Below are 20,178 nucleotides of genomic sequence, written 5' to 3'. Positions count from 1 at the left end.
AATTCGAGAACGGGGCGAGGCGTTTCCGCCTCGCCCCGCCCGAGCCTTAGAACGACTTGCGGACCGTGGCGCCGTAGGTGCGCGGCGGGTTGGTCAGGAAGCCGTAGCGGGCGCGCAGGCCGCGCTCGCGGTCGATCGAGAGCTTCGCGCGCTCGTCACCCAGGTTGTTGACGAAGGCCGCGGCCTCCCAGCCCTCGCCACGCACGCCGATCCGCAGGTTCAGCACGTCGTAGGACGGCAGCTCCAGCGGGAAGATCAGCGAGGTGGCCGTGGTCGCGCCCACGTTCGGGAAGAGCGCTACCGTGCGGGGGTTGTTCTCCTGGTCGGAGACCTGCGTGTAGCGCTTACCGACGTGCTGCCACGTCAGGTTCGAGAACACGTCCAGGCCGGAGGCCATCTCGCGCTCGTAGCCCACGCTCACCGAGCCCTGGAACTTCGGCACGGTGGGCAGGCGGTTGCCATCGCGCAGGCCCTGGATGGGATTGCCCGCAGCGTCGTTGAGGCTCGAGGTGAGCTCGGCGTCGTTGTAGGAGGCCGTCGCCGCGATGTCGAAGTTGTCGGTGATGCGATAGGCGAACTCGGCGTCGAAGCCGACCGACTTGGCGCTCTTCACATTGGCGATGATCCGCGACGAGCACGAACCGGCGTCGATGGTGGCCTGCAGGTTGTTGATATCGGCGTAGAAGCCGGCCAGCGTCAGCGAGCCGCGGCCGCCGCCAAGGCGCGCCTTCATCCCGGCCTCGTAGTTCCACACCGTTTCGTTCTTGAAGCTCGGCGAGGAGAGTGCGTCGAAGGTGGCGAAGTCGGCCGGCGTGCAGAGCGGGCGGTTCAGCGGATCGTTGATCCCGCCCAGCCGGAAGCCCTTGGACACCTGGGCGTTGAAGGTGACGTCGTCGGTCGCCTCATAGGCCACGATCACGCGGGGCGCGAAAGCGTCGGCCTTGGTCTTGCCCGGGACGGCGATGGTCTTGTCGGCGAAGATCCCGTCGAAGGTAAGGGTGCGGGTTTCCTTGTAGTCCGCCCAGCGCAGGCCGCCGGTGATGTCCAGCCGGTCGGTGACCGAGAACGTCGCTTCCCCGAAGACCGCGAACTGCTTCTGCTTGTAGGGCACCGTCGAGAAATAGAGGTGGTCGGTCGGGGCCACGTCGCTGGCGCTGGGGATGCCGCTGATGGCGCTGAAGCCCTGGACGAACAGGTCCTGCGCGTAGTCGCGGTCGATATGCGAGTAGAACGCACCCAGCACCCACTGCAGCGGGCCTTCGCCCGTCGAGGCGATGCGGGCCTCCTGGGTGAAGGTCTTGGCGTCGGTGGTGTCGGCCAGCGGGGAGTCGAGGGTGTAGACCGCCGGCGGCAGGCCGATGGAGCCGCCCGTGATCGAGCTGGTCAGGGCGCCGGCGTCACGCAGGACCAGGACGTCGCGATCGCTGTAGCTGGTCACCGAGGTGAAGCGCAGGTCGCCCATGTCGTACTGGACGGTTAGGTCGCCCAGCAGGAACTCGTCCTCGAACTTTTCCTTGAGCTGCGTGAACTGCTTGGTCCCGCCCAGCTGGACGCGCGGGCGCGTGGTGGTGAACTCGTTGCCGAGGATGTTGAAGACGTCGACACGGTTGAAGCCGTCCACGTCGATCTTCTGGTAGAGCACCCGCGGAGTGATCGACAGGTTCTCGGTGGGCTTGAACAGCAGGGCGGCGCGGAAGCCGTAGCGCTCGCCGTCGTTGACGTCCTTGTCGACGCTGCCGTCGGGCTGGACAGCGTCGATGAAGCCCGGGAACTTCTCCACATAGGCCGACAGGCGTAGCGCCGCCTGCTCGCTCAGCGGCATGTTCACCGCGCCCTTCAGGTTGCCCCCCGTCGAGCCGCCGGTGACCGTCGAAGCGGTGGCTTCAATCGTGCCCGAGAAGGCGCCCAGGTCCGGCTGGTTGGTGATGTAGCGGACGGTGCCCGAGAGCGAGCCGGACCCGAACAGCGTGCCCTGGGGCCCACGCAGCACTTCCACCCGGTTCAGGTCGAACAGGTCGAGGTCCGGCGTGAACAGCGACATGGAGATCACGGACTCGTCCAGGTAGACGCCCACCTGTTCCTTCACGCCCGGCTGGTCGCGGACGATCTGGCCGGCCGAAATGCCGCGGATGGCCACCTGGCTCTGGCCGGGGCCGAGGTTCTGGACCGAGAAGCTCGCCACGGTCCGCGACAGCTCTTCCACGTTGGTGATGCCGCGGTTGCGCATCACCGCTTCGCTCTGGGCGGCCACCGAGAACGGCACGTCGATCAGCTGCTCGTCCCGCTTCCGCGCGGTGACGACCAGTTCCTGCACCTCGGTCTCGGCCTCGGCGCCCAAGGCTTGACCAGCGGGTAGCCCGATCAGGAGGGCGAGCGCGCTGGCGCGCACGCTCAATGCAAACTTCCGGTTATTCATGACGACGTCCTTCCGCAACCGCAGCTTGTGTCGCTGCCTGTTTGTGGCGCAGGCGTAGTCAAAAAAACGTCGTAATGGCAGAGCGCTCGCGCGAGCGGCCACGCTTGTGGGGCGAATTGTTGCCGCCGGGCAACAGCCCTAGATCAGCCCCACCTCGGCGAAGAGGTCCTTCATGGCCGCCCAGGATCGCCGGTCGCTGTCCGCCTGATAGCGGAATCCCGGCAGGCCATAAGCGTCGATCTCGGGGTTGGTGAAGCTGTGGCCGGTGTTTCCGTAGACCACCATGCGCCAGTCGACGCCCCCCGCGGTCATCTCCTGCTCGAAGGCGGTCCGCTGCTCCGCGGGGATCACCGGGTCGTCCGCCCCGATCTGCACCAGAACCTTGGCCCGCATGGCGGAAACGTCCTGCGGCCGCGCCGTCTGCAGCCCGGAGTGGAAGCCGACGACGGCCTTGAGGTCCGCGCCGCCGCGCGCCAGCTCCAGGACGGCCGTGCCGCCGTAGCAGTAGCCCACCGCCGCAACGCGGCTGGGGTCGACCCTCGGCTGAGCAAGCAGGACATCCAGGGCCGCGGCCAGACGGGTGCGGATGTGGCTCGGATCGGCCATGAACCAGGCGTACCGCCGCATCATCTCGTCCCGGTCGGTCAGCGACACGCCGCCGCCCTGGTAGTCGACGGCCAGCGCCACGAAGCCCAGGCCCGCCAGCCGTTCGGCGGCGTCCAGGGTATGCCGAGTGATCCCGTTCGACTCGTGCGCCACCAGCACGCCGGCGGCCGGGCCCGAGCCGGTCGGGGCGAACACCGTGCCGATGAATTCCACGTTCTCCGCCGAATAGGCGACCCTCGTCCCCGCCATGCGTCGTCCTCCCGATGCCGGCCTCCAGGTGGAGGCCTGGCGTGGCGCCCCGTCAACCGCGGAACCCGCATCGCGCGGTGGTGTTGCGCGCACGGGAACGGAGGATCTTCGATGAAGCGCTATGCCTATGCCTGGCTGACCGCGGGGTTCTTCCTGGGGTCGTTCCTGCTGCACTGGCTGTTCGGGTGGTTCGCCTTCGTCGACGAGCAGACGGCGCACGGCGAGACCGCCCGGCTCGGCCCCTACCTGATGGAGATGGGACGCGACACCTTCGAGAACTGGCAGTCCGAGTTCCTGCAGCTGCTCTGGCAGGTCGTGGGCCTGGCCTATTTCCTCTATGTCGGCTCGCCATCCTCCAAGGAGAACGACGACCGGACGGAGGCCAAGATCGACGCCCTGCTGCGTCTGGTCGGGAAGGAGAAGGGCGAGCAGCTCATCGCCGAGCTCGACGAGCAATACCTGCGCACTCACGGCCATGCGCAGCCCCACGCCCACGAGATCGCCTATCCCAAAGGGAAGGGCGGTTAGCGGCGGACAGGGAGGAGTGGCGCACCCGACACGATTCGAACGTGTGACCTTTGCCTTCGGAGGGAATATGGCTAGCTCCGCCAATAAGCGCAAGGAGCCGCCGATGTCCGCCTATCTCCCTGTAAACGCTAAACAATTTGCATTTCTTCTCCGCCAAAGCTACTCTTCTCCCCGCCACTGTTTTCGCCCGCGTGCTTACGTGGTGCTTACGCGAGAGGAAACGCTAGGGTCGGAGGAAGCCCATGCCTAAGCTCACGAAACGGGTCGTCGACGCCGCGGACAGTCGCGCGAAAGATTACGTCATTTGGGACGACGAACTGCCCGGCTTTGGCCTCCGAGTATTCGCATCCGGCAAGCGCAGCTATGTCATCCAGTACAGGCTCGGCAAGCGGTCGCGTCGCTTCACAATCGGATTGCACGGCGTCTGGACACCAGAGCGCGCTCGCCAAGAGGCGAAGGTCCAGTTGGGCAGGATCGCTCAAGGCGACGACCCGGCCGAAGAGAAGCAGCTCGACAGCAAAGCGATTACCGTTAAGGAACTGTGTGACCTTTACGTCGCCGATCTTAAAGCCGGCCTCATTCTTGGAAAGGGCGGGCGCCCCAAGAAAGCCAGCACCATTCTCTCCGACACGGGGCGCATCGAGCGCCACATCATTCCTCTGCTTGGTACGCATAGGGTCAAGGATCTGGTGAAAGCGGACATCACGAAGGCCCTGAAGGACATCATGGCCGGCAAGACCCGCTGCAGCGTCAAGACGAGGAAGCTTCGCGGTCGCGCTATCGTGCGAGGTGGAGCGGGCACGGCAACGCGCACCATCGGACTTTTTGGTGGAATACTGACCTATGCAGTCGAGGCTGGCATCATCGATACCAATCCAGCGCACGGTGTGAGGCGGCCGAAGGACAACGTGCGCGCACGACGGCTGAGCGAGGCCGAATATCGGTTGCTCGGCGAAATTCTCACGCAGGCTGCTGAAAATGAGAAGTATGAGCTATCGGTCGACATCATCCGCCAGCTTGCGCTGACAGGATGCCGCCGCACGGAGATGGTCACGCTTGCTTGGTCTGAAGCCGACACGAGCGCGAGCTGCCTCCGCCTCGTTGACAGCAAGGAAGGAGGCTCAATCCGTCCGATCGGCCTACCGGTCGTTGAATACCTGGAAGCTAGCCGGAGAACTCGCTCAGGAACCTACGTGTTTCCTGGACACGGCGACGACAACGCGTTCGGAAGCCTTCCTAACCACTGGGACCAGATCTTCAAAGCAACGCCGCTAGCCGACATCACACCACACGTCTTGCGGCACAGCTTTGCCAGCATTGCAAACGATCTCGGCTTTACCGAGGTCACTATCGCTGCTCTGGTCGGCCATTCGAAGGGCTCCGTCACCAGCAACTACATACACACGCTCGACACGGCGCTGATCATGGCCGCTGATACCATCTCCGGCTACATCCAAGGCCTCCTAGACGGCATTGAATTCAAACAAACTGCCTATGCCGTGGATCGGGATTCTCGGCGCGCAGCACTCGCTCGCTTCTTGCAGCAGGCTGCGGCACCGGACGCTGCCGGCGCGGCGAATGACGAGCAACGCGCCGCGGCGTAATGCTTAGCAAGTGGCGGTCGCACTCTAGACGAGGAATGCCGCCACTTGCATGTCAGAAAAACTTGCCTTATTTTCTGACATATGAAGACGCTAAACGCCTCAGTCCCCGACCGGCTCATGAAACGCGTCCGCGCCAGCGGACGTGGCAGCGTCTTCACGCCTAGCGACTTCCTCACAGTTGCCGCCCGCTCTTCTGTCGATCAGGCACTCTCCCGATTAGTGAAGGGCGGACAGCTCCGGCGGCTTGCGCGTGGGCTTTACGACTTTCCCAAGCTGCACCCGAAACTTGGGGCGTTGTCACCCGCGCCGGACGATGTCGCCCACGCTCTTGCGCGGGAGACCGGCTCGCAGGTGCAGATCTCCGGAGCGCGCGCAGCGAACGCGCTCGGCCTTTCGACCCAGGTCCCGGCACAAAGCACTTATCTGACCGACGGCCCGTCGCGGCGCGTCGTGCTGGGAAAGCGCGTCGTCGACCTTCGTCACGCCTCGCCCAAGCATCTGATCGCACCGGGCAGCCCCGCCGGGACGGTGGTTCAGGCGCTTCGTCATGTCGGCCCCGTTCGGGCGGCTGACGTCGCGCAGGTCGCGGCGCGCCGGCTTTCGGCCAACGACAAGAAGACGTTGGCCTCAACCGCCGTTCAAGCGCCCGCCTGGATGCGACCCACGCTCGTCTCGATTGCCCACGCAGCGGTGGCCGATATCGATGGATGATGTCGCCCGCCTTCCCACCGACGATCGTGCAGCTCTTTTCGGGGAGACCGGCGCCGGGCGGGGCGTCGCCAATACGATCATCGAAAAGGACTTCTGGGTATGTTGGAGCCTGAAGCGCCTGTTCGGTCTACCGAAGGGCACCACGGCAACCCTCGTTTTTAAGGGCGGCACGTCGCTCTCCAAAGCGTTCAACGCTATTCGCCGATTCTCCGAGGACATCGACTTGTCGTTCGACCGTGCCGAACTCGGATACACCGGCGAGCGCGACCCCGATAAGGAGGGGATCAGCAAGAAGCAGGCGGCTCGGCTGATCGACGACCTAGTCAGCGATGTCGAGCAGCACATCGCCGAGCGACTTCTGCCAGCGCTTCGCGCCGCGATCGTCGAACAACTCGGTGAGCCGACCGAAAGCGAGTGGTCGCTAGAGATAGACGCCGGTGACGCGCAGACCGTCAACTTCCACTATCCGACCGCGCTGCCTACCGCCGAATACGAAGGCATGGCCTACATCACGCCGCGCGTGAAATTCGAGCTCGGCGCGCGCGGCGATCCCTGGCCGACAGAGGAGAAAGTCATCCGCCCCTACGCGGCCGACGACTATCCAGACTTCTTCACCGATCCCGACACCAGCGTGACCGTGCTGTCAGCGAGGCGGACCTTCTGGGAGAAGGCGACCGCGCTCCATGCGGAGGCGCATCGCCCCGCCGGGTCACCCACGCCGCTGTATTTCTCGCGGCACTTTTATGACCTCGCCATGCTTCTCGAGACGGACGACGGCCAAGCCGCCGCTGCCGATCTCGGTTTGCTGGTGCAGGTGGCGCGCCACAAAGCCACGTTCTTTCGTTCGGGTTGGGCCAATTACGAAACGGCACGGCCAGGCACGCTCCAGCTCATGCCGGACGGCGCTCGGGCCAAAGATCTGCGAGCCGATTATCGGGCGATGATGCCGATGATGTTTGACCAGACACCGCTTTCATTCGACGACGTACTCGCGAGAATTGCCGCGCTTGAAAAAACGATCAACAGCTAACTCAAAGCTGTCCGCTGGGGAGAAAGGACATCAGTTCGATTAGATCAATAGACCTGCGCCTCATTGACGACCTCGTCGACTTCGTCCGGGGTCCCGGCTTCGTGCTGGATTTCTCCGATCCCAGCTTCTCGGACTTCTTTGCCTCAGAGCTCAAGGTCAACATAGACGATCCGAAATACTCGGCCAATGGAGGGTCAAAGGGCAAGCGCCTGCGCTATTTCTTGCAGACCTGCGACGATTCGACAGCCGTCCGCGCCTTGACCGCGCTCTGGGAGCATCGCTCCGAATATCTTGCCCGGTCGGGCGGAGCTGACCCCGTCGCGAATGCGGAGGCGCGGTATCAGGGACTGATAAACCGCCTTTCTGGCGGCGCCTCACCCCAACGTCCTGCGGCGAGCCCGTCGCCTCCCCCTGTCGATCGGCAAGCGGTCGCGAAGATTAAGTCCGACCTCCTTCGCGTCACCACGCTCGCACCTCATGCGCGCGGCTATGCCTTCGAAGGATTCCTGAAAGGCCTGTTCGACGCCTTTGGCCTCGCGGCCCAAGAGCCTTTTCGGCTGCGGGGAGAGCAGATCGACGGGAGCTTCCAACTCGGAAGCGAGACCTACCTTGTCGAGGCAAAGTGGCACGGCCAGCCGATGGGCGTCGCCGAGCTGCACACCTTCCATGGCAAGATCGAGCAAAAGGCCGCCTGGACCCGCGGCCTGTTCGTCAGCAACAGCGGCTTCACTGAAGAGGGCCTTTCGGCCTTCGGGCGCGGCAAGCGCGTCATCTGCATGGACGGGCTCGATCTCTACGAGATGCTCGACCGTGAACTCCCACTCACCCAAGTTCTCGAACGCAAGGTGCGCCGTGCCGCTGAAACCGGCTCGCCGTTCATGCGCGTCCGCGACCTCTTTCCTCAATGACCGGGAGGGACGAGGATGGCGCAGTTCAATGACTGGTGCGTCTCTGTCGATGGGCCGGTAGGGACACACCATCGCCGGGTGATGACCGGACAGGCGGCGAGCCTCGCCACCGGCATTCAAGCGACTGCCGCCATCGTACCCGCGCACTACGCCTCGGAAGAACAATTGGCGCGCGCGCTCGCCAGGCTCGGCAAGCCCGCCGCTGCGGCGCTGATCGAAGGCAAACTGCCGACGACCAAGCAAATCCGGTCTGGCGACCTTGGCGAGATCTACGCGACCGAATGGATCGACGCGCATAGCGGCGGCTACCGAGCTCCGATCAAGCGCCTGCGTTGGAAGGACCATCGGAACATGGCGATGCGCGGCGACGACGTGATCGGAATCCTGCAGGACGCCCAGTCGCAGCGCCTGCATTTCCTAAAGACCGAAGCGAAGAGCCGTGCCACGCTCACCGGCCAGGTCCTGACCGACGCGCGTGCTGGCCTAGACAAGGACGGCGGACTGCCTTCGGCGCACGCCCTGTCCTTTATCTCGGCCCGCTTGCTTGAACTCGATAATCTGCCGCTGGCGGATGCGATCGACGACGCGCTACTCAAGCACGGTATTCCGCCGCAGAGCGTCAAGCATTTGCTATTCACATTTTCCGGCAACGCGCCCGAGGCGCTGCTGACCGCTTCCCTTCAAGCCTATCCCGGCGCCATCAACCAATGGGGCATTGGGCTATACATCGACGGGCACGCCGCCTTCATCGGCGCGGTTTATGATCGAGTGATCGCCGATGCCAACAACCCCTGAAGCGATCGCGGCCGACATCGCCGAAGCGGCGACCGCCGGCTTCCGGGGGCGGCTGATCGCACGCGGCCAGGCCCGCGCGATCATCTGGCGCGATGGCGCTCTTCCGGCCGACGCACCGGCCTTCGCGCCCCAACTGAGCTACGATCTTCATTCTTACGCTTATGCCTTGCTGGGCCTTGGCTTGCGCCTTCGCGACTTTGGCGGCGACGCTGCCCAGGCGCGCACCGCCTTCGAGCAGGCGGCCACGGCGCTTGAAGCCGTGATGGCCAAGGGCGACCGCCAGGAGGTCGATCGCGACTTCCATTTCGTCATGGCCGCTGGGGCCTATCACCTCGCCCATCTGTCGGCACGCGCATATTCGCTGCTCGCCATCGTCGAGACCGACGAGAACTTTTCGCCGGTCGAGCGGGCCCTCGCGCAGTTGATGCGCCGCAATTTCGGCGCCCTGCGCTCCAGCGTCCTCGACTATCGCGCCTCCGGCCAAGGCAGCGACGCACGCATCGCCGCAGGCATCCAAGCTCAGCTCGATCAGGCCGAAGCCGTTGCCGCCCCGCCCGAGGACGGCAACGACTTCCTTTTCGACGGTCTCGATATCGCGCTCACCGATGCCTTCATGGCCGCCATGTCGCTCTTCCTGCTCGCTCTCGAACGGGGCGAGCGGCCGCTGATCGACCAAGCGCTCGAACGGCTTCGCACCAGCCTCGCGATCTGCAGCGAGATGAACATGCTGCCGCAATGGTGGGCGCATCGCGTCGCGATCCACCTCCTCTCGGATCTCTGGTCAAGCACCTTTCACGAGAGGGTTCCGCTTCAGCCGGCCGGTGGTGCCGCAGCCGACTGGCAGCCGCTGCGCGAGCTGTTCATCGCATTACTGCAGCGTCGCCCGAAAGCGGAAATCGACCTCTGGCCGTCGCAGACGGAGGCGGCCGCTCGGGCGGCCGACCAGTCCGACGACCTGGTCGTGTCGCTGCCGACAAGCGCCGGCAAGACCCGCATCGCCGAACTCTGCATTCTAAGGTGCCTAGCGGGCGGCAAGCGGGTGGTCTTCGTCACCCCGCTGCGCGCGCTGTCGGCACAGACCGAGACCACGTTGCAGCGGACCTTCGGCCCGCTCGGCAAGACCATCTCGGCCCTATATGGCAGCATCGGCGTCAGCGGCTTCGACGAGGACGCCATCCGCGAGCGCAACATCGTGGTCGCGACGCCGGAGAAGCTCGACTTCGCCCTGCGCAACGACCCCTCGCTCCTTGACGATGTCGGTCTGCTGGTCTTCGACGAAGGGCATATGATCGGCCCCAACGAGCGTGAGGTCCGTTACGAGGTACAGATCCAGCGGCTTCTTCGTCGCCCGGACGCGCAGGAGCGACGGATCGTCTGCCTTTCGGCGATCCTGCCAGATGGCGACCAGCTCGACGACTTTGCCGCCTGGTTGCGGCGCGATCACCCGGGCGGGCTGATCAAGAACGATTGGCGGCCGACCCGGCTGCGGTTCGGTGAAGTGGTTTGGACGTCGCCAACGGCGCGGCTCAACCTGCGGGTTGGCGACGAGCGGCCCTGGGTCCAGCGGTTTCTCACCGGTGCGGCCCCACCCAACTGGATTCCGCCGAAGCGCCGGCGCACCCGTCTCTTTCCCGACGACCAGCGCGAACTCTGCCTTGCGACGGCCTGGCGGCTAGTCGATGATGGTCAGACGGTCCTGATCTTCTGCCCCGAGCGGCGCAGCGTCGAGCCGTTTGCGGACGTCATCGTCGATTTGCATGAGCGCGGCGCCCTGCGCTCTTTGCTCGAGGCCGACCCGAACCTTCTGAACACGGCGATTGCGCTTGGTGAGGAATGGCTGGGCGCCGATAGCGCAATCCTGAAATGCCTTCGCCTCGGTGTCGCCCTTCACCATGGCGCACTCCCCACCGCCTATCGAAAGGAGGTCGAGCGCCTGCTACGCGAGAATGTTCTCAAGGTCACGATCTCATCTCCGACCTTGGCGCAGGGCCTCAACCTCTCCGCCACCGCCGTCGTCATGTATTCCCTTCACCGGGCTGGCGAGCGCATTGAGATCAGCGAGTTCAAGAACGTCATCGGCCGCGCGGGCCGCGCTTATGTCGATGTCGAGGGCATCGTTCTCTTCCCCATGTTCGACGAGATCGCCAAGAAGCGGCGCAACTGGGAAGCCCTCATCACCGACCTCGGCGCGCGCGAGATGGAAAGCGGCCTCGTGCGGCTTGTCGCGATGCTGTTGACGCGAATGCGCTCGCGCATCGGCGGCGACCTCAATCAGCTGGTCGAGTACGTCGTCAACAACGCGGCCGCCTGGACTTTCCCGGAAGTCGCAAACGAGAAGCCCGAAGAACGCGAACGCGCGCTCGCCGATTGGGAACGACATGTCGCAACGCTCGATACGGCGATCTTGAGCCTCATCGGGGAAAACGACATTCCCGATGAGGGCATCGAGACGGCCCTCCACGACATCCTCCAATCCTCACTGTGGCACCGCCGTCTGCAGCGCCAGGACCTGCAGGTTCGACAGGTGCTGAAGGCCGGCCTCGTGTCCCGCAGCCGACTCATTTGGAGTCAGTCGACGGCCGCCGGACGACGCGGCTACTTCCTCGCGGGGGTTGGGCTGACGACAGGCCATGCGCTCGATGCCATCGCCGCCGACGCCAATCTTCTCCTGATCCAAGCTAATGGCGCGATCCTCGAAGGAGACACCGAGGGGGCGATCACTGCGATCGCCGGCCTCGCCGAACGGGTTTTCGCCTTCTATCCCTTCACCCCCGATCCCCTGCCGGCGAACTGGCGCGACATCCTGCGCGCATGGCTGCTTGGCCAACCGCTCGCGGCGCTGGGCGCAGCGCAGGCCTCTGAGACCCTGCAATTTGTAGAGGGTGGCCTCGTCTATCGCCTGCCTTGGGCGATGGAGGCGATCCGCGTTCGGGCGGCCGCCAACGGTGACACGGTCGGCGTTTTCGATCTTCTACTGGAGGATCACGAACTTGGCGCAGCAGTTCCTGCGGTGGAGACCGGCACGCTCAATCGGTCAGCCTCGATCCTGATCCAAGCCGGCTTCAACTCGCGGCTTGCCGCGATCAAGGCAGTCACCGACACCGCAGCGACCTTCACGACGGGACAGGAGCTGCGGGAATGGCTCAATTCGGACGCCGTCGCCGCCTGGAGCGCTCTGCCCGACTGGCCTACCGCAGAGACGAAGGCGATCTGGACGGAGTTCACAAACAGCTTCATGCCCGCTGACAACCGCACCTGGGCTGATCGGCGTTATTGGGCGTCAGTTAACTGGCTTGGAGCGCCGCCGCCTCCGGGCACACCGGTCCAAGTTCATTACTGGGGCGGGCAACCCCGCGTACTTTCTGCCGACGCCGCGCCGCTTGGCACCCTCCAGGCTGCGCTTAATCCAGACCGGATCGGTTTGCTCCGGGCTGTGGTAGCCACGGATGTCGGCAAGATCGACATCGCCTATCTAGGACCGGCAGATATCTCGCCGCCGTAGCGGTCCACGTCTTTTTCACCGGACCGGCTACGCGCGTCCTCTTTCAAGATTGGCTAAAACTCTTCCTGTCCGGAAAACCGGCTTGACTCTCACACGCGCAAGATAGAACAAATAGAGAACATGATGACGAACCCTTATCCGGAGGTCAACTGGAAGCGTGCGGCCCGAACCCGCCATAGAGTCTTTGCGCGCGCAGATCGAGAAGATCGAAGGCCGGAGTCGGCGCGCCAAATCGGTTCTCCCGTTTGGGATTGCCGACGTCGACTCACGACTCCCCGGTGGCGGGTTGGCGCTTGGCGCGCTGCATGAGATTGCAGGCGGTGGGAATGGCGCGGTCGATGGTGCTGCAGCAGCCTTGTTCAGCGCGGGCGTCGCGGCTCGAACCAAGGGCAAGATCCTCTGGTGTATCACCCGTCCGGACCTGTTCGCGCCGGCGATCGCCCAGGCAGGTCTTGCGTCAGATCGCGTAATCTATCTCGAAGCCGGCGATGACAAGACCGTGCTGGCCTGCATGGAGGAAGGGTTGCGCCATGGTGGTCTAGGGGCGGTTCTCGGTGAGGTGGCCCGGCTTTCCATGACAGCCTCGCGCCGCCTGCAGTTGGCAGCCGAGGGCAGCGGATCGATCGGTATCGCGCTGCGGCGTTGGCGACGACAGACCGAAGCCACTGATTTCGGCCAACCCACCGCCGCGATGACACGCTGGCGCGTGTCTATGGTGCCATCGACACCTCTGCCTGTTCCGGGCGTAGGGCGTGCCCGCTGGCTGGTCGAACTGATCCGCGCACGCGCGGGCGAGAGTGCAGATTTCGAGTTGGAGGCGTGCGATGACACGGGTCGTCTCGCTCTTCCTGCCGAGCTGGTCCACCGACCGGCTTCGGCGGAAGGCTGGCGACGCGGCGCCTCCGGCTGAGGCGCCGCTCGTCCTGATTGGCCGGGAAGGAAACAGGCGGGTGGTGCTGGCGGCGAATGCTGCTGCCGTGGCCGCCGGCCTTCGCCCCGGCATGCCTGTGACCAAGGCTCAGGTCCTGGTGCCAGACCTCATCGTGCAAGATGCCGAGCCGGCAGCCGATGTGGAGGCACTTGATCGGCTCGCCACCTGGCTCCTGCGCTACGCGCCTGTCGTGGCCCCTGATCCTCCAGACGGGATCATCATCGACTCGACCGGAGCCGATCACCTTCACGGCGGCGAAGCTGTCATGCTGGAGGGCCTGATCGGTAGGCTGGCCATGTCCGGTATCGCCGCTCGCGGTGCGATCGCCGACAGCTGGGGCGCGGCCCACGCCTTGGCCCGGTTTGCAGCCCGCGCGACGATAATCGCTCCTGAACGTCATGATGCATCGCTGTTGGAACCGCTTCCGCTGGCCGCGCTGCGCATCGACGCTTCGATAGTCGCGGCGCTGCGGACGCTTGGCTTTGAAACCATCGGCGATATCCTCGCGCAGCCGCGCGCGCCGCTCACCCTGCGCTTCGGTCCAGCGATCGGCCGCCGTATCGATCAGGCGCTTGGCGATCTGTCAGAGCCGATCGATCCGATTCGACCCGCCGACCTGATCGAAGTGCGCAGGTCGTTCGCGGAACCGATTGGCGCGGCGGAGACCATCGCCCGCTACATCGCCAAGCTCGTCGATCAGCTCTGCGACCGCCTCGAGGCAGCGGGTCTCGGCGCACGACGCCTCGACCTTATCTGCCACCGTGTCGACAGTCGCTCACAGGCGGTCCGGGTTGGAATGGCAACGCCGGTCCGGGATGCAAAGCGCCTGACGCGCCTCCTATGCGACAAGATCGAGACGATCGAGCCCGGCTTTGGAATCGAGGTGATGACGCTTGCAGCCAGCGTCGCCGAGCCGATCGAGCGCCGGCAAACCGTTAGTTCGCTTATCGAGGAGAGTGTGCCGGACGTCTCGGACCTGATCGATACGCTCATGAACCGGGTGGGCGAGCAGGCGCTCTATCGGCTGGCGCCGGTTGCGAGCGACGTCCCGGAACGCTCCGTTGCCCGCATTCCGGCGATGGCCGCCGATACGGGCGCAGCATGGCCCGGCCATTGGCCGCGGCCCTCGCGTCTGCTGGCCCATCCGGAGCAGGTCGAGACTGTAGCGCTCTTGCCTGATCATCCGCCCGTTTCATTCACCTGGCGCGGCGTGCGTCGCCGACTGCGCCGGGGTGATGGACCGGAGCGCGTGTTCGGAGAGTGGTGGAAGCGCGACGCCGAATTGGTCGCCGTCCGAGACTATTTTCGGGTCGAGGACGACGCCGGCGAACGCTACTGGCTTTATCGTGCCGGTGACGGCGAAGACACGGCGACGGGGTCGCACCGCTGGTTCATCCACGGGGTCTTCGGATGAGCTCACCTCGCTACGTCGAACTGCAGGTCACCTCACACTTCAGCTTCCTGCGCGGCGCGTCCTCCTGCGAGGAACTGTTTGCGCAAGCGGCCTTGGCTGGGATCGAGGCCGTCGCCATCGTCGATCGGAATTCGCTCGCCGGCGTCGTCCGTGCTCATGAAGCGGCCAAGACGACCGGCGTTCGCCTGATTGTCGGTTGCCGGCTCGACCTCTCTGACGGGACATCCGTGCTCGTCTATCCAACGGATCGACCCGCTTATTCGCGCCTCTGCCGTCTTCTGTCCCTGGGCAAAAAGCGAGGGGGCAAGGCCCGGTGCGTCCTCGAATGGCCTGATCTCGTCGCGTATGGCGAAGGCCTGATCGTCGCGCTCGTACCCGACCTGGCGGATGACGAGTGCGAGTTCCGGCTGCGGCGATTGCGGGACGCTTTCGGCGACAGAGCCTATCTCGCGCTCACCTTGCGCCGCCGGCCAAACGATCAGCTCCGACTGCATGAGCTTTCGAACATGGCCACACAGATGCGCGTGCCCACCGTGGTGACGAACGACGTCCTCTTCCACGAGCCGGCCCGGCGGATCCTGCAGGACGTAGTCACATGCATCCGGCACAACGTCACGATCGATACGCTTGGCGATCGGCGAGAGCGACATGCCGATCGCTACATCAAGCCGCCGGACGAAATGCATCGTCTGTTCAGCCGCTATCCCGAGGCCCTTGCCCGGACGCTGCAGATCGCGGACCGCTGCCGCTTCAGCCTCGACGAGCTTGCCTACCAGTATCCGGAAGAGCGCGACGATCCCGCACTCACACCCCAGCAGACGTTGGCAAAGCTCACCTGGGAGGGCGCGGCTGAACGCTATCCCGAGGGCGTACCCGAGAGCGTGACCGCCGCCCTCCAGCATGAGTTGCGGTTGATCGAGAAGCTGGACTACGCGCCTTATTTCCTGACCGTGAACTCCATCGTTCGCTTCGCGCGGTCAAAGGACATTCTGTGTCAGGGTCGTGGGTCGGCCGCCAACTCCGCCGTCTGTTACGTTCTTGGCATCACTTCGATCGATCCTGGCCGCAACGACCTGCTGTTCGAGCGTTTCATCTCCGAGGAACGGCGCGAGCCGCCCGACATCGACGTCGATTTCGAACATGAGCGGCGCGAAATCGTCATGCAATGGGTGTTCGAGACCTATGGCCGGGAGCATGCCGCGCTGTGCTCGACCGTCATCCGGTATCGCACCAAGGGTGCGTTGCGGGACGTCGGCAAGGCGCTCGGACTGCCCGAAGACCTGATCGGCACGCTGTCGTCGCAGGTGTGGGCGTGGTCAGAGGAAGGCGTTGAGAAGCGCCACGTCGAGGAGTTGAATCTCAACCTCGCAGACCGGCGCCTTCGGATGACGCTCGATCTTGCCCGGCAACTGATGGGCGCTCCGCGCCACCTCAGCCAGCACCCTGGCGGCTTCGTGCTCACCCATGACCGCCTCGACGATCTCGTGCCGATCGAGCCCGCGTCGATGGTCGATCGTCAGGTCATCGAATGGGACAAGGACGATATCGACGCTCTCAAGTTCATGAAGGTCGACGTCCTGGCGCTCGGCATGTTGACCTGCATGAAGAAGGGGCTCGATCTACTCGCCGAGCACAAGGGCGTAAACCTCGATCTGGCGACCATCCCTGCGGAGGATCCACGCACCTATGCGATGATCCGGAGGGCCGATACGCTCGGCACCTTCCAGATCGAAAGCCGCGCGCAGATGTCCATGCTGCCGCGCCTGAAACCGCGTACCTATTACGACCTCGTCGTTCAGGTCGCCATCGTCCGGCCTGGGCCGATCCAAGGCGACATGGTTCACCCCTATCTTCGTCGCCGGGAGGGGCTGGAGCCCGTCCACTATCCAAAGCCGGAGCTCGAGAAGGTTCTGGGCAAGACGCTCGGCGTTCCCCTGTTCCAGGAGCAGGCGATGCGCGTCGCGATCGAATGCGCCGGGTTCACGCCCGGGGAAGCCGACATGCTGCGCAAGTCGATGGCGACCTTCAAGTTCACCGGGGGTGTATCGCATTTCCGGGACAAGCTGATCGCCGGCATGGTGGCCAATGGCTACGACGCTGCCTTCGCCGAGCAGACCTTCAAGCAACTCGAAGGCTTCGGTTCTTACGGCTTTCCGGAAAGCCACGCAGCCTCTTTTGCGCTTATCGCCTACGCGTCCGCTTGGCTGAAATGCTGGCACCCCGACGTTTTCTGCGCGGCGCTCCTGAACAGCCAGCCCATGGGGTTCTACGCGCCGGCCCAGATCGTACGCGATGCACGAGATCATGGCGTCGAAGTGCGACCGGTGTGCGCCAATGCGTCCCGTTGGGACTGCACGCTTGAGCCGATCGATGATGACGGCCGATTTGCTGTCCGGCTGGGCCTGCGCATGGTCAAGGGTCTGGCAAACGCCCATGGCGCGGCGATCGTCGCTGCCCAGGCGGGTCATCCCTTCATGTCGGTGGACGACCTCTGGCGCCGAGCTGGCGTGCCCGTGGGCGCATTGACGCAGATCGCTGAGGCAGACGGTTTCCGGCCGCCCTTTGGTCTCGCTCGTCGGGAAGCGCTCTGGGCAATCAAGGCGCTTCGGGATGAACCATTGCCGCTCTTTGCTGCGGCCTCGGCCCGCGAAGCGGAAATCGTGCCCGAGATTGCCGAACCGGCCATCGTTCTCCGACCCATGACGGCCGGTGGCGATGTCGTCGAAGACTACCGCCACGTCAGCCTCTCTCTACGGGATCACCCCGTATCCTTCCTGCGGCAGGACTTGCGGCGGCGCCGAATGGTCACCTGCCTCGAAGCTATGGAAGCGCGTGACGGCCGGTGGCTCGAAGCGGCCGGCATCGTGCTGGTCCGACAGCGTCCGGGGTCTGCCAAGGGCGTCATGTTCATAACGCTGGAAGACGAAAGCGGCATCGCGAACCTCGTGGTCTGGCCGAAGGTCTTCGAGCAGAACCGTCGCATAATCCTTTCAGCGGGCATGATCGCGGTGCGCGGTCGCGTGCAGCGCGAGGGGGAAGTGGTCCATCTCGTCGCCCAGCGGCTCACAGACCTCTCCGCTGCCCTGGCGAGCGTCGGCGATCGGGAGACAGCCTTCCCCTTACCGCATGGTCGGGGCGACGAGTTTCACCATGGCTCGCCTATGCCCGATCCACGCGGCTTGCCGCCTCGGACTGTTCGGCCGCGCGACATTTTCATTCCGGACCTCCACCTGGACACGATCAAGGTGAAGACGAGAGATTTCCGTTAAAAGTTACAGAAGCTGCGGAGAGCGTCGTCTCCAACATCGGCGACCATAGTGCGAACTTACAATCCTGCCCGCGCTGCGGAGTTACGCTTGTGCACGGATACGCATTTACGGCGCACCGCTTATCTCGTTGAAACGCGGCGCCTAGAGATACGGTCACCCTGGCCGGCCGATTGCCGAGCAGCGTAAAGCGGCATCGTTCCGATGCCGCCCGCTTCATGCCGATGGAGTAGCGTGCCGGTCGCGTCTCGGTCGCCGGGATACGCGAACGCGTAGCCCTGTCCAAGCGCACAGCCCATCGCCCAGAGCTGACTCGCCTGAACCTCGGTCTCGATGCCGACCGCGACCACGGCGACGCCAAGACGGCGGGCGATCTCGATTAGCCCTTCCACAATGATGGTGCTCGGATCGTCAGGCCACAGCCGGGCGACAAATGCCCGGTCGATCTTGATGATATCGACCGGCACATTCACCAGATGCGTCAGCGAGGCGTAGCCCGTGCCGAAGTCGTCGAGGGCGACGCGCACCCCGGCCGCACGCAACACTTCGATCTCCCGCGCTACGACCCGATCATTCCGACCGAGATAGACGTCCTCGCTTATCTCCAACACGATCTTGTTCAGGTCGATGCCACCTTTGGAGAAGGTCTCGGAGACCTTCTTGGCGAGGCTGCCCGTGTAGAAATCCGCTGTCGATACGTTCAGGCTGACCTGCTCGACGAGCAGTCCCGCGTTTTGCCAATGACCTATGTCGGAAGCGACGATTGCCATCATGCGGGCCGTCAACTCGGAGGCGACATGAGCGTCAGTCGTTGCTTCCTGGAAAGAGCCGGCAGGAAGAAGATCGCCGCTTCGCGATCGCAGTCGGCACAGGGCTTCGAGTCCCACGATGAGGCCGGTGTCCAGCCTCAGGATCGGCTGGTAGTGCGCCTCGATACGATTTTCGGTCAAGGCTTCCGAGACATCACGGATCGCGGCGCGCCGGCTTGAGATCCGCGAGCCGATGCCGGGCCAGTAGCGAACGAAGCCGCCACGGCCCGTCTCCTTCGCATGGTAGAGCGCGAAGTCGGCCGCTTCTCCGACGCTCGTCGCTGTGCGTTCGGTCTTGCTCAACGTCGCGCCGCCGATGGTCGCGCGAGGTACGACGGTGTGTCCGTCGCAGTCCGCCGCCACCTCAAGCTCGTCGAAGACGCGTTCGGCCGCAGCATTCAGGTCGGCGACATTTGTCGGCTGCTGGAGGATGACCGCGAATTCGTCGCCTCCTATCCGATAGGTGACGTCCGGCGCCATCGCGCGAGCGATACGCGCCGACGCGGCACGGATCAGAGCGTCGCCCGCCAGATGGCCGAACGTGTCGTTGACGATCTTGAGGTTGTCGAGGTCGATGATGAACAGTGCCCACGACCCGACATCGTCGCAGCGAAGCTGAGCCATCGCGCCGTTATAGGCTGCCCTGTTGGCCAAACCGGTCAACGCATCGACATTCGCTCGACGATCCCGATCGAGCGTACTCTCGTGTCTGCGGAAGGCTGTCTCGCAGAGTTCTACGCAAGCTTCAGCCACGTCTCGCTCGACATCTGCGACCTGGCGCGCACCGTGAAAATAGAGGTTCAGCACCGCTAGCGTGTCGCCTGCCGCCCCAAGCACAGGCAGTGACCAACACGCCGATACGCCAAGTCCATGAATGATCGCCGCACTATGGGAGGCGCGAGGGTCGGACGCTAGATCCTCCAGCAGCACTGGCTTGCGCGAAGACGCGGCTCTCCCGGGTGCATCGGTGTTGGGGCCGATCGCAACCCCGTCATGCGCCTGGCTATAGGCTTCCGGGAAGCTCGGTGCCGCTAACGGCCGCATTGCGCCCGTTCGATCGATGGCGAACACCGAACAGAGCACACCGGGCCACGTCTTTTCGACCCGCAAGCAAAGTTGCCGCATCGTGTCGAAGAGCGGCTCACCGTTCGCGATCATTCGTAGAATTTCGTTCTGAAAGCGCAGCAACGACGGGTCACCCAGGAACACACTTCGCCAACGCTGATGGTAATCGCTGTTCGCTTAACGGCTGACCTCTGAACACGATAAACATTTCATTATCCTACGCGGGGGGAAGGCCTTCCCCTTCGGCCGAGCCCAAGGTCTCTGCCGACCCCTTCTGCGGGGAGACCCCCAGGCTGTGCCAAAACTCGCCGGCCGCCCTGGCGTGGACGCCGCATCGAGCCGGC

13 protein-coding genes are annotated in these 20,178 nt (G+C 64.4%); 10 read left to right on the top strand and 3 right to left on the bottom strand.

Going from position 1 to position 20,178, the window contains the following annotated elements; genetic code table 11:
* Nucleotides 1–46: 46 nt before the first annotated feature.
* The gene (locus tag AX721_RS12865) at nt 47–2,416 is read right to left on the bottom strand and encodes a TonB-dependent receptor (protein ID WP_068876418.1); all 2,370 of its coding nucleotides are present in this window, start codon (nt 2,414–2,416) and stop codon (nt 47–49) included.
* Nucleotides 2,417–2,554: 138 nt separating this feature from the next.
* Nucleotides 2,555–3,271 (bottom strand): dienelactone hydrolase family protein, encoded by a 717-nt coding sequence (locus tag AX721_RS12860; protein WP_068876402.1) that lies wholly within the window; start codon nt 3,269–3,271, stop codon nt 2,555–2,557.
* A gap of 111 nt (nt 3,272–3,382) precedes the next feature.
* Here AX721_RS12860 and AX721_RS12855 point away from each other — a divergent pair, with 111 nt between their 5' ends.
* The 10 genes from AX721_RS12855 to AX721_RS12815 all read left to right on the top strand — a co-directional run bounded on the left by AX721_RS12855 (nt 3,383) and on the right by AX721_RS12815 (nt 17,963).
* The gene (locus AX721_RS12855) at nt 3,383–3,799 is read left to right on the top strand and encodes a DUF6766 family protein (RefSeq protein ID WP_068876401.1); all 417 of its coding nucleotides are present in this window, start codon (nt 3,383–3,385) and stop codon (nt 3,797–3,799) included.
* A 242-nt stretch (nt 3,800–4,041) separates the two neighbouring features.
* Nucleotides 4,042–5,403 (top strand): site-specific integrase, encoded by a 1,362-nt coding sequence (locus tag AX721_RS12850; RefSeq protein ID WP_058454229.1) that lies wholly within the window; start codon nt 4,042–4,044, stop codon nt 5,401–5,403.
* Nucleotides 5,404–5,520: 117 nt separating this feature from the next.
* Nucleotides 5,521–6,114 (top strand): DUF6088 family protein, encoded by a 594-nt coding sequence (locus tag AX721_RS12845; RefSeq protein ID WP_058454399.1) that lies wholly within the window; start codon nt 5,521–5,523, stop codon nt 6,112–6,114.
* On the top strand, nt 6,107–7,144 hold the full coding sequence (locus tag AX721_RS12840; RefSeq protein WP_058454230.1) for a nucleotidyl transferase AbiEii/AbiGii toxin family protein: 1,038 nt from the start codon (nt 6,107–6,109) through the stop codon (nt 7,142–7,144). The genes AX721_RS12845 and AX721_RS12840 overlap by 8 nt, the downstream gene beginning before the upstream one ends.
* A 101-nt stretch (nt 7,145–7,245) precedes the next feature.
* Nucleotides 7,246–8,052 carry a restriction endonuclease gene (locus tag AX721_RS12835; protein ID WP_037251215.1) on the top strand — a complete coding sequence of 269 codons (807 nt, stop codon included), beginning with the start codon at nt 7,246–7,248 and terminating at the stop codon, nt 8,050–8,052.
* Between the two features lie 15 nt (nt 8,053–8,067).
* Nucleotides 8,068–8,847, top strand: a complete 780-nt coding sequence (locus AX721_RS12830) for a Hachiman antiphage defense system protein HamA (protein ID WP_027297292.1) — start codon at nt 8,068–8,070, stop codon at nt 8,845–8,847.
* On the top strand, nt 8,831–12,349 hold the full coding sequence (locus tag AX721_RS12825; RefSeq protein WP_058454231.1) for a DEAD/DEAH box helicase: 3,519 nt from the start codon (nt 8,831–8,833) through the stop codon (nt 12,347–12,349). The genes AX721_RS12830 and AX721_RS12825 overlap by 17 nt, the downstream gene beginning before the upstream one ends.
* 184 nt (nt 12,350–12,533) lie before the next feature.
* Nucleotides 12,534–13,259: an ImuA family protein gene (locus tag AX721_RS26860; protein WP_207790345.1), complete on the top strand. Its 726-nt coding sequence runs from the start codon at nt 12,534–12,536 to the stop codon at nt 13,257–13,259.
* Nucleotides 13,174–14,694 carry a DNA polymerase Y family protein gene (locus AX721_RS12820; RefSeq protein ID WP_058454233.1) on the top strand — a complete coding sequence of 507 codons (1,521 nt, stop codon included), beginning with the start codon at nt 13,174–13,176 and terminating at the stop codon, nt 14,692–14,694. Before AX721_RS26860 ends, AX721_RS12820 begins: the two co-directional genes overlap by 86 nt.
* Nucleotides 14,691–17,963: an error-prone DNA polymerase gene (locus AX721_RS12815; protein ID WP_058454234.1), complete on the top strand. Its 3,273-nt coding sequence runs from the start codon at nt 14,691–14,693 to the stop codon at nt 17,961–17,963. The genes AX721_RS12820 and AX721_RS12815 overlap by 4 nt, the downstream gene beginning before the upstream one ends.
* Nucleotides 17,964–18,082: 119 nt before the next feature.
* On the opposite strand, the gene AX721_RS12810 is transcribed toward AX721_RS12815, so the two are convergent.
* Nucleotides 18,083–19,978, bottom strand: coding sequence for an EAL domain-containing protein (locus AX721_RS12810; protein ID WP_197422554.1), 1,896 nt, complete (start codon nt 19,976–19,978; stop codon nt 18,083–18,085).
* Nucleotides 19,979–20,178: the final 200 nt, after the last annotated feature.

This window comes from Phenylobacterium sp. CCH9-H3, assembly GCF_001557235.1.
GTDB lineage: Bacteria > Pseudomonadota > Alphaproteobacteria > Caulobacterales > Caulobacteraceae > Phenylobacterium.
The sequence above is the reverse complement of the archived record's forward strand: the minus strand, read 5'-3'. Positions and strand labels throughout refer to the sequence as shown.

What these genes read in the sequence shown, in the direction of transcription:
- AX721_RS12865 (WP_068876418.1), bottom strand. Translation starts at nt 2,416, where the DNA reads ATGAATAACCGGAAGTTTGCATTGAGCGTGCGCGCCAGCGCGCTCGCC.
- AX721_RS12860 (WP_068876402.1), bottom strand. Translation starts at nt 3,271, where the DNA reads ATGGCGGGGACGAGGGTCGCCTATTCGGCGGAGAACGTGGAATTCATC.
- AX721_RS12855 (WP_068876401.1), top strand. Translation starts at nt 3,383, where the DNA reads ATGAAGCGCTATGCCTATGCCTGGCTGACCGCGGGGTTCTTCCTGGGG.
- AX721_RS12850 (WP_058454229.1), top strand. Translation starts at nt 4,042, where the DNA reads ATGCCTAAGCTCACGAAACGGGTCGTCGACGCCGCGGACAGTCGCGCG.
- AX721_RS12845 (WP_058454399.1), top strand. Translation starts at nt 5,521, where the DNA reads ATGAAACGCGTCCGCGCCAGCGGACGTGGCAGCGTCTTCACGCCTAGC.
- AX721_RS12840 (WP_058454230.1), top strand. Translation starts at nt 6,107, where the DNA reads ATGGATGATGTCGCCCGCCTTCCCACCGACGATCGTGCAGCTCTTTTC.
- AX721_RS12830 (WP_027297292.1), top strand. Translation starts at nt 8,068, where the DNA reads ATGGCGCAGTTCAATGACTGGTGCGTCTCTGTCGATGGGCCGGTAGGG.
- AX721_RS12825 (WP_058454231.1), top strand. Translation starts at nt 8,831, where the DNA reads ATGCCAACAACCCCTGAAGCGATCGCGGCCGACATCGCCGAAGCGGCG.
- AX721_RS12820 (WP_058454233.1), top strand. Translation starts at nt 13,174, where the DNA reads ATGACACGGGTCGTCTCGCTCTTCCTGCCGAGCTGGTCCACCGACCGG.
- AX721_RS12815 (WP_058454234.1), top strand. Translation starts at nt 14,691, where the DNA reads ATGAGCTCACCTCGCTACGTCGAACTGCAGGTCACCTCACACTTCAGC.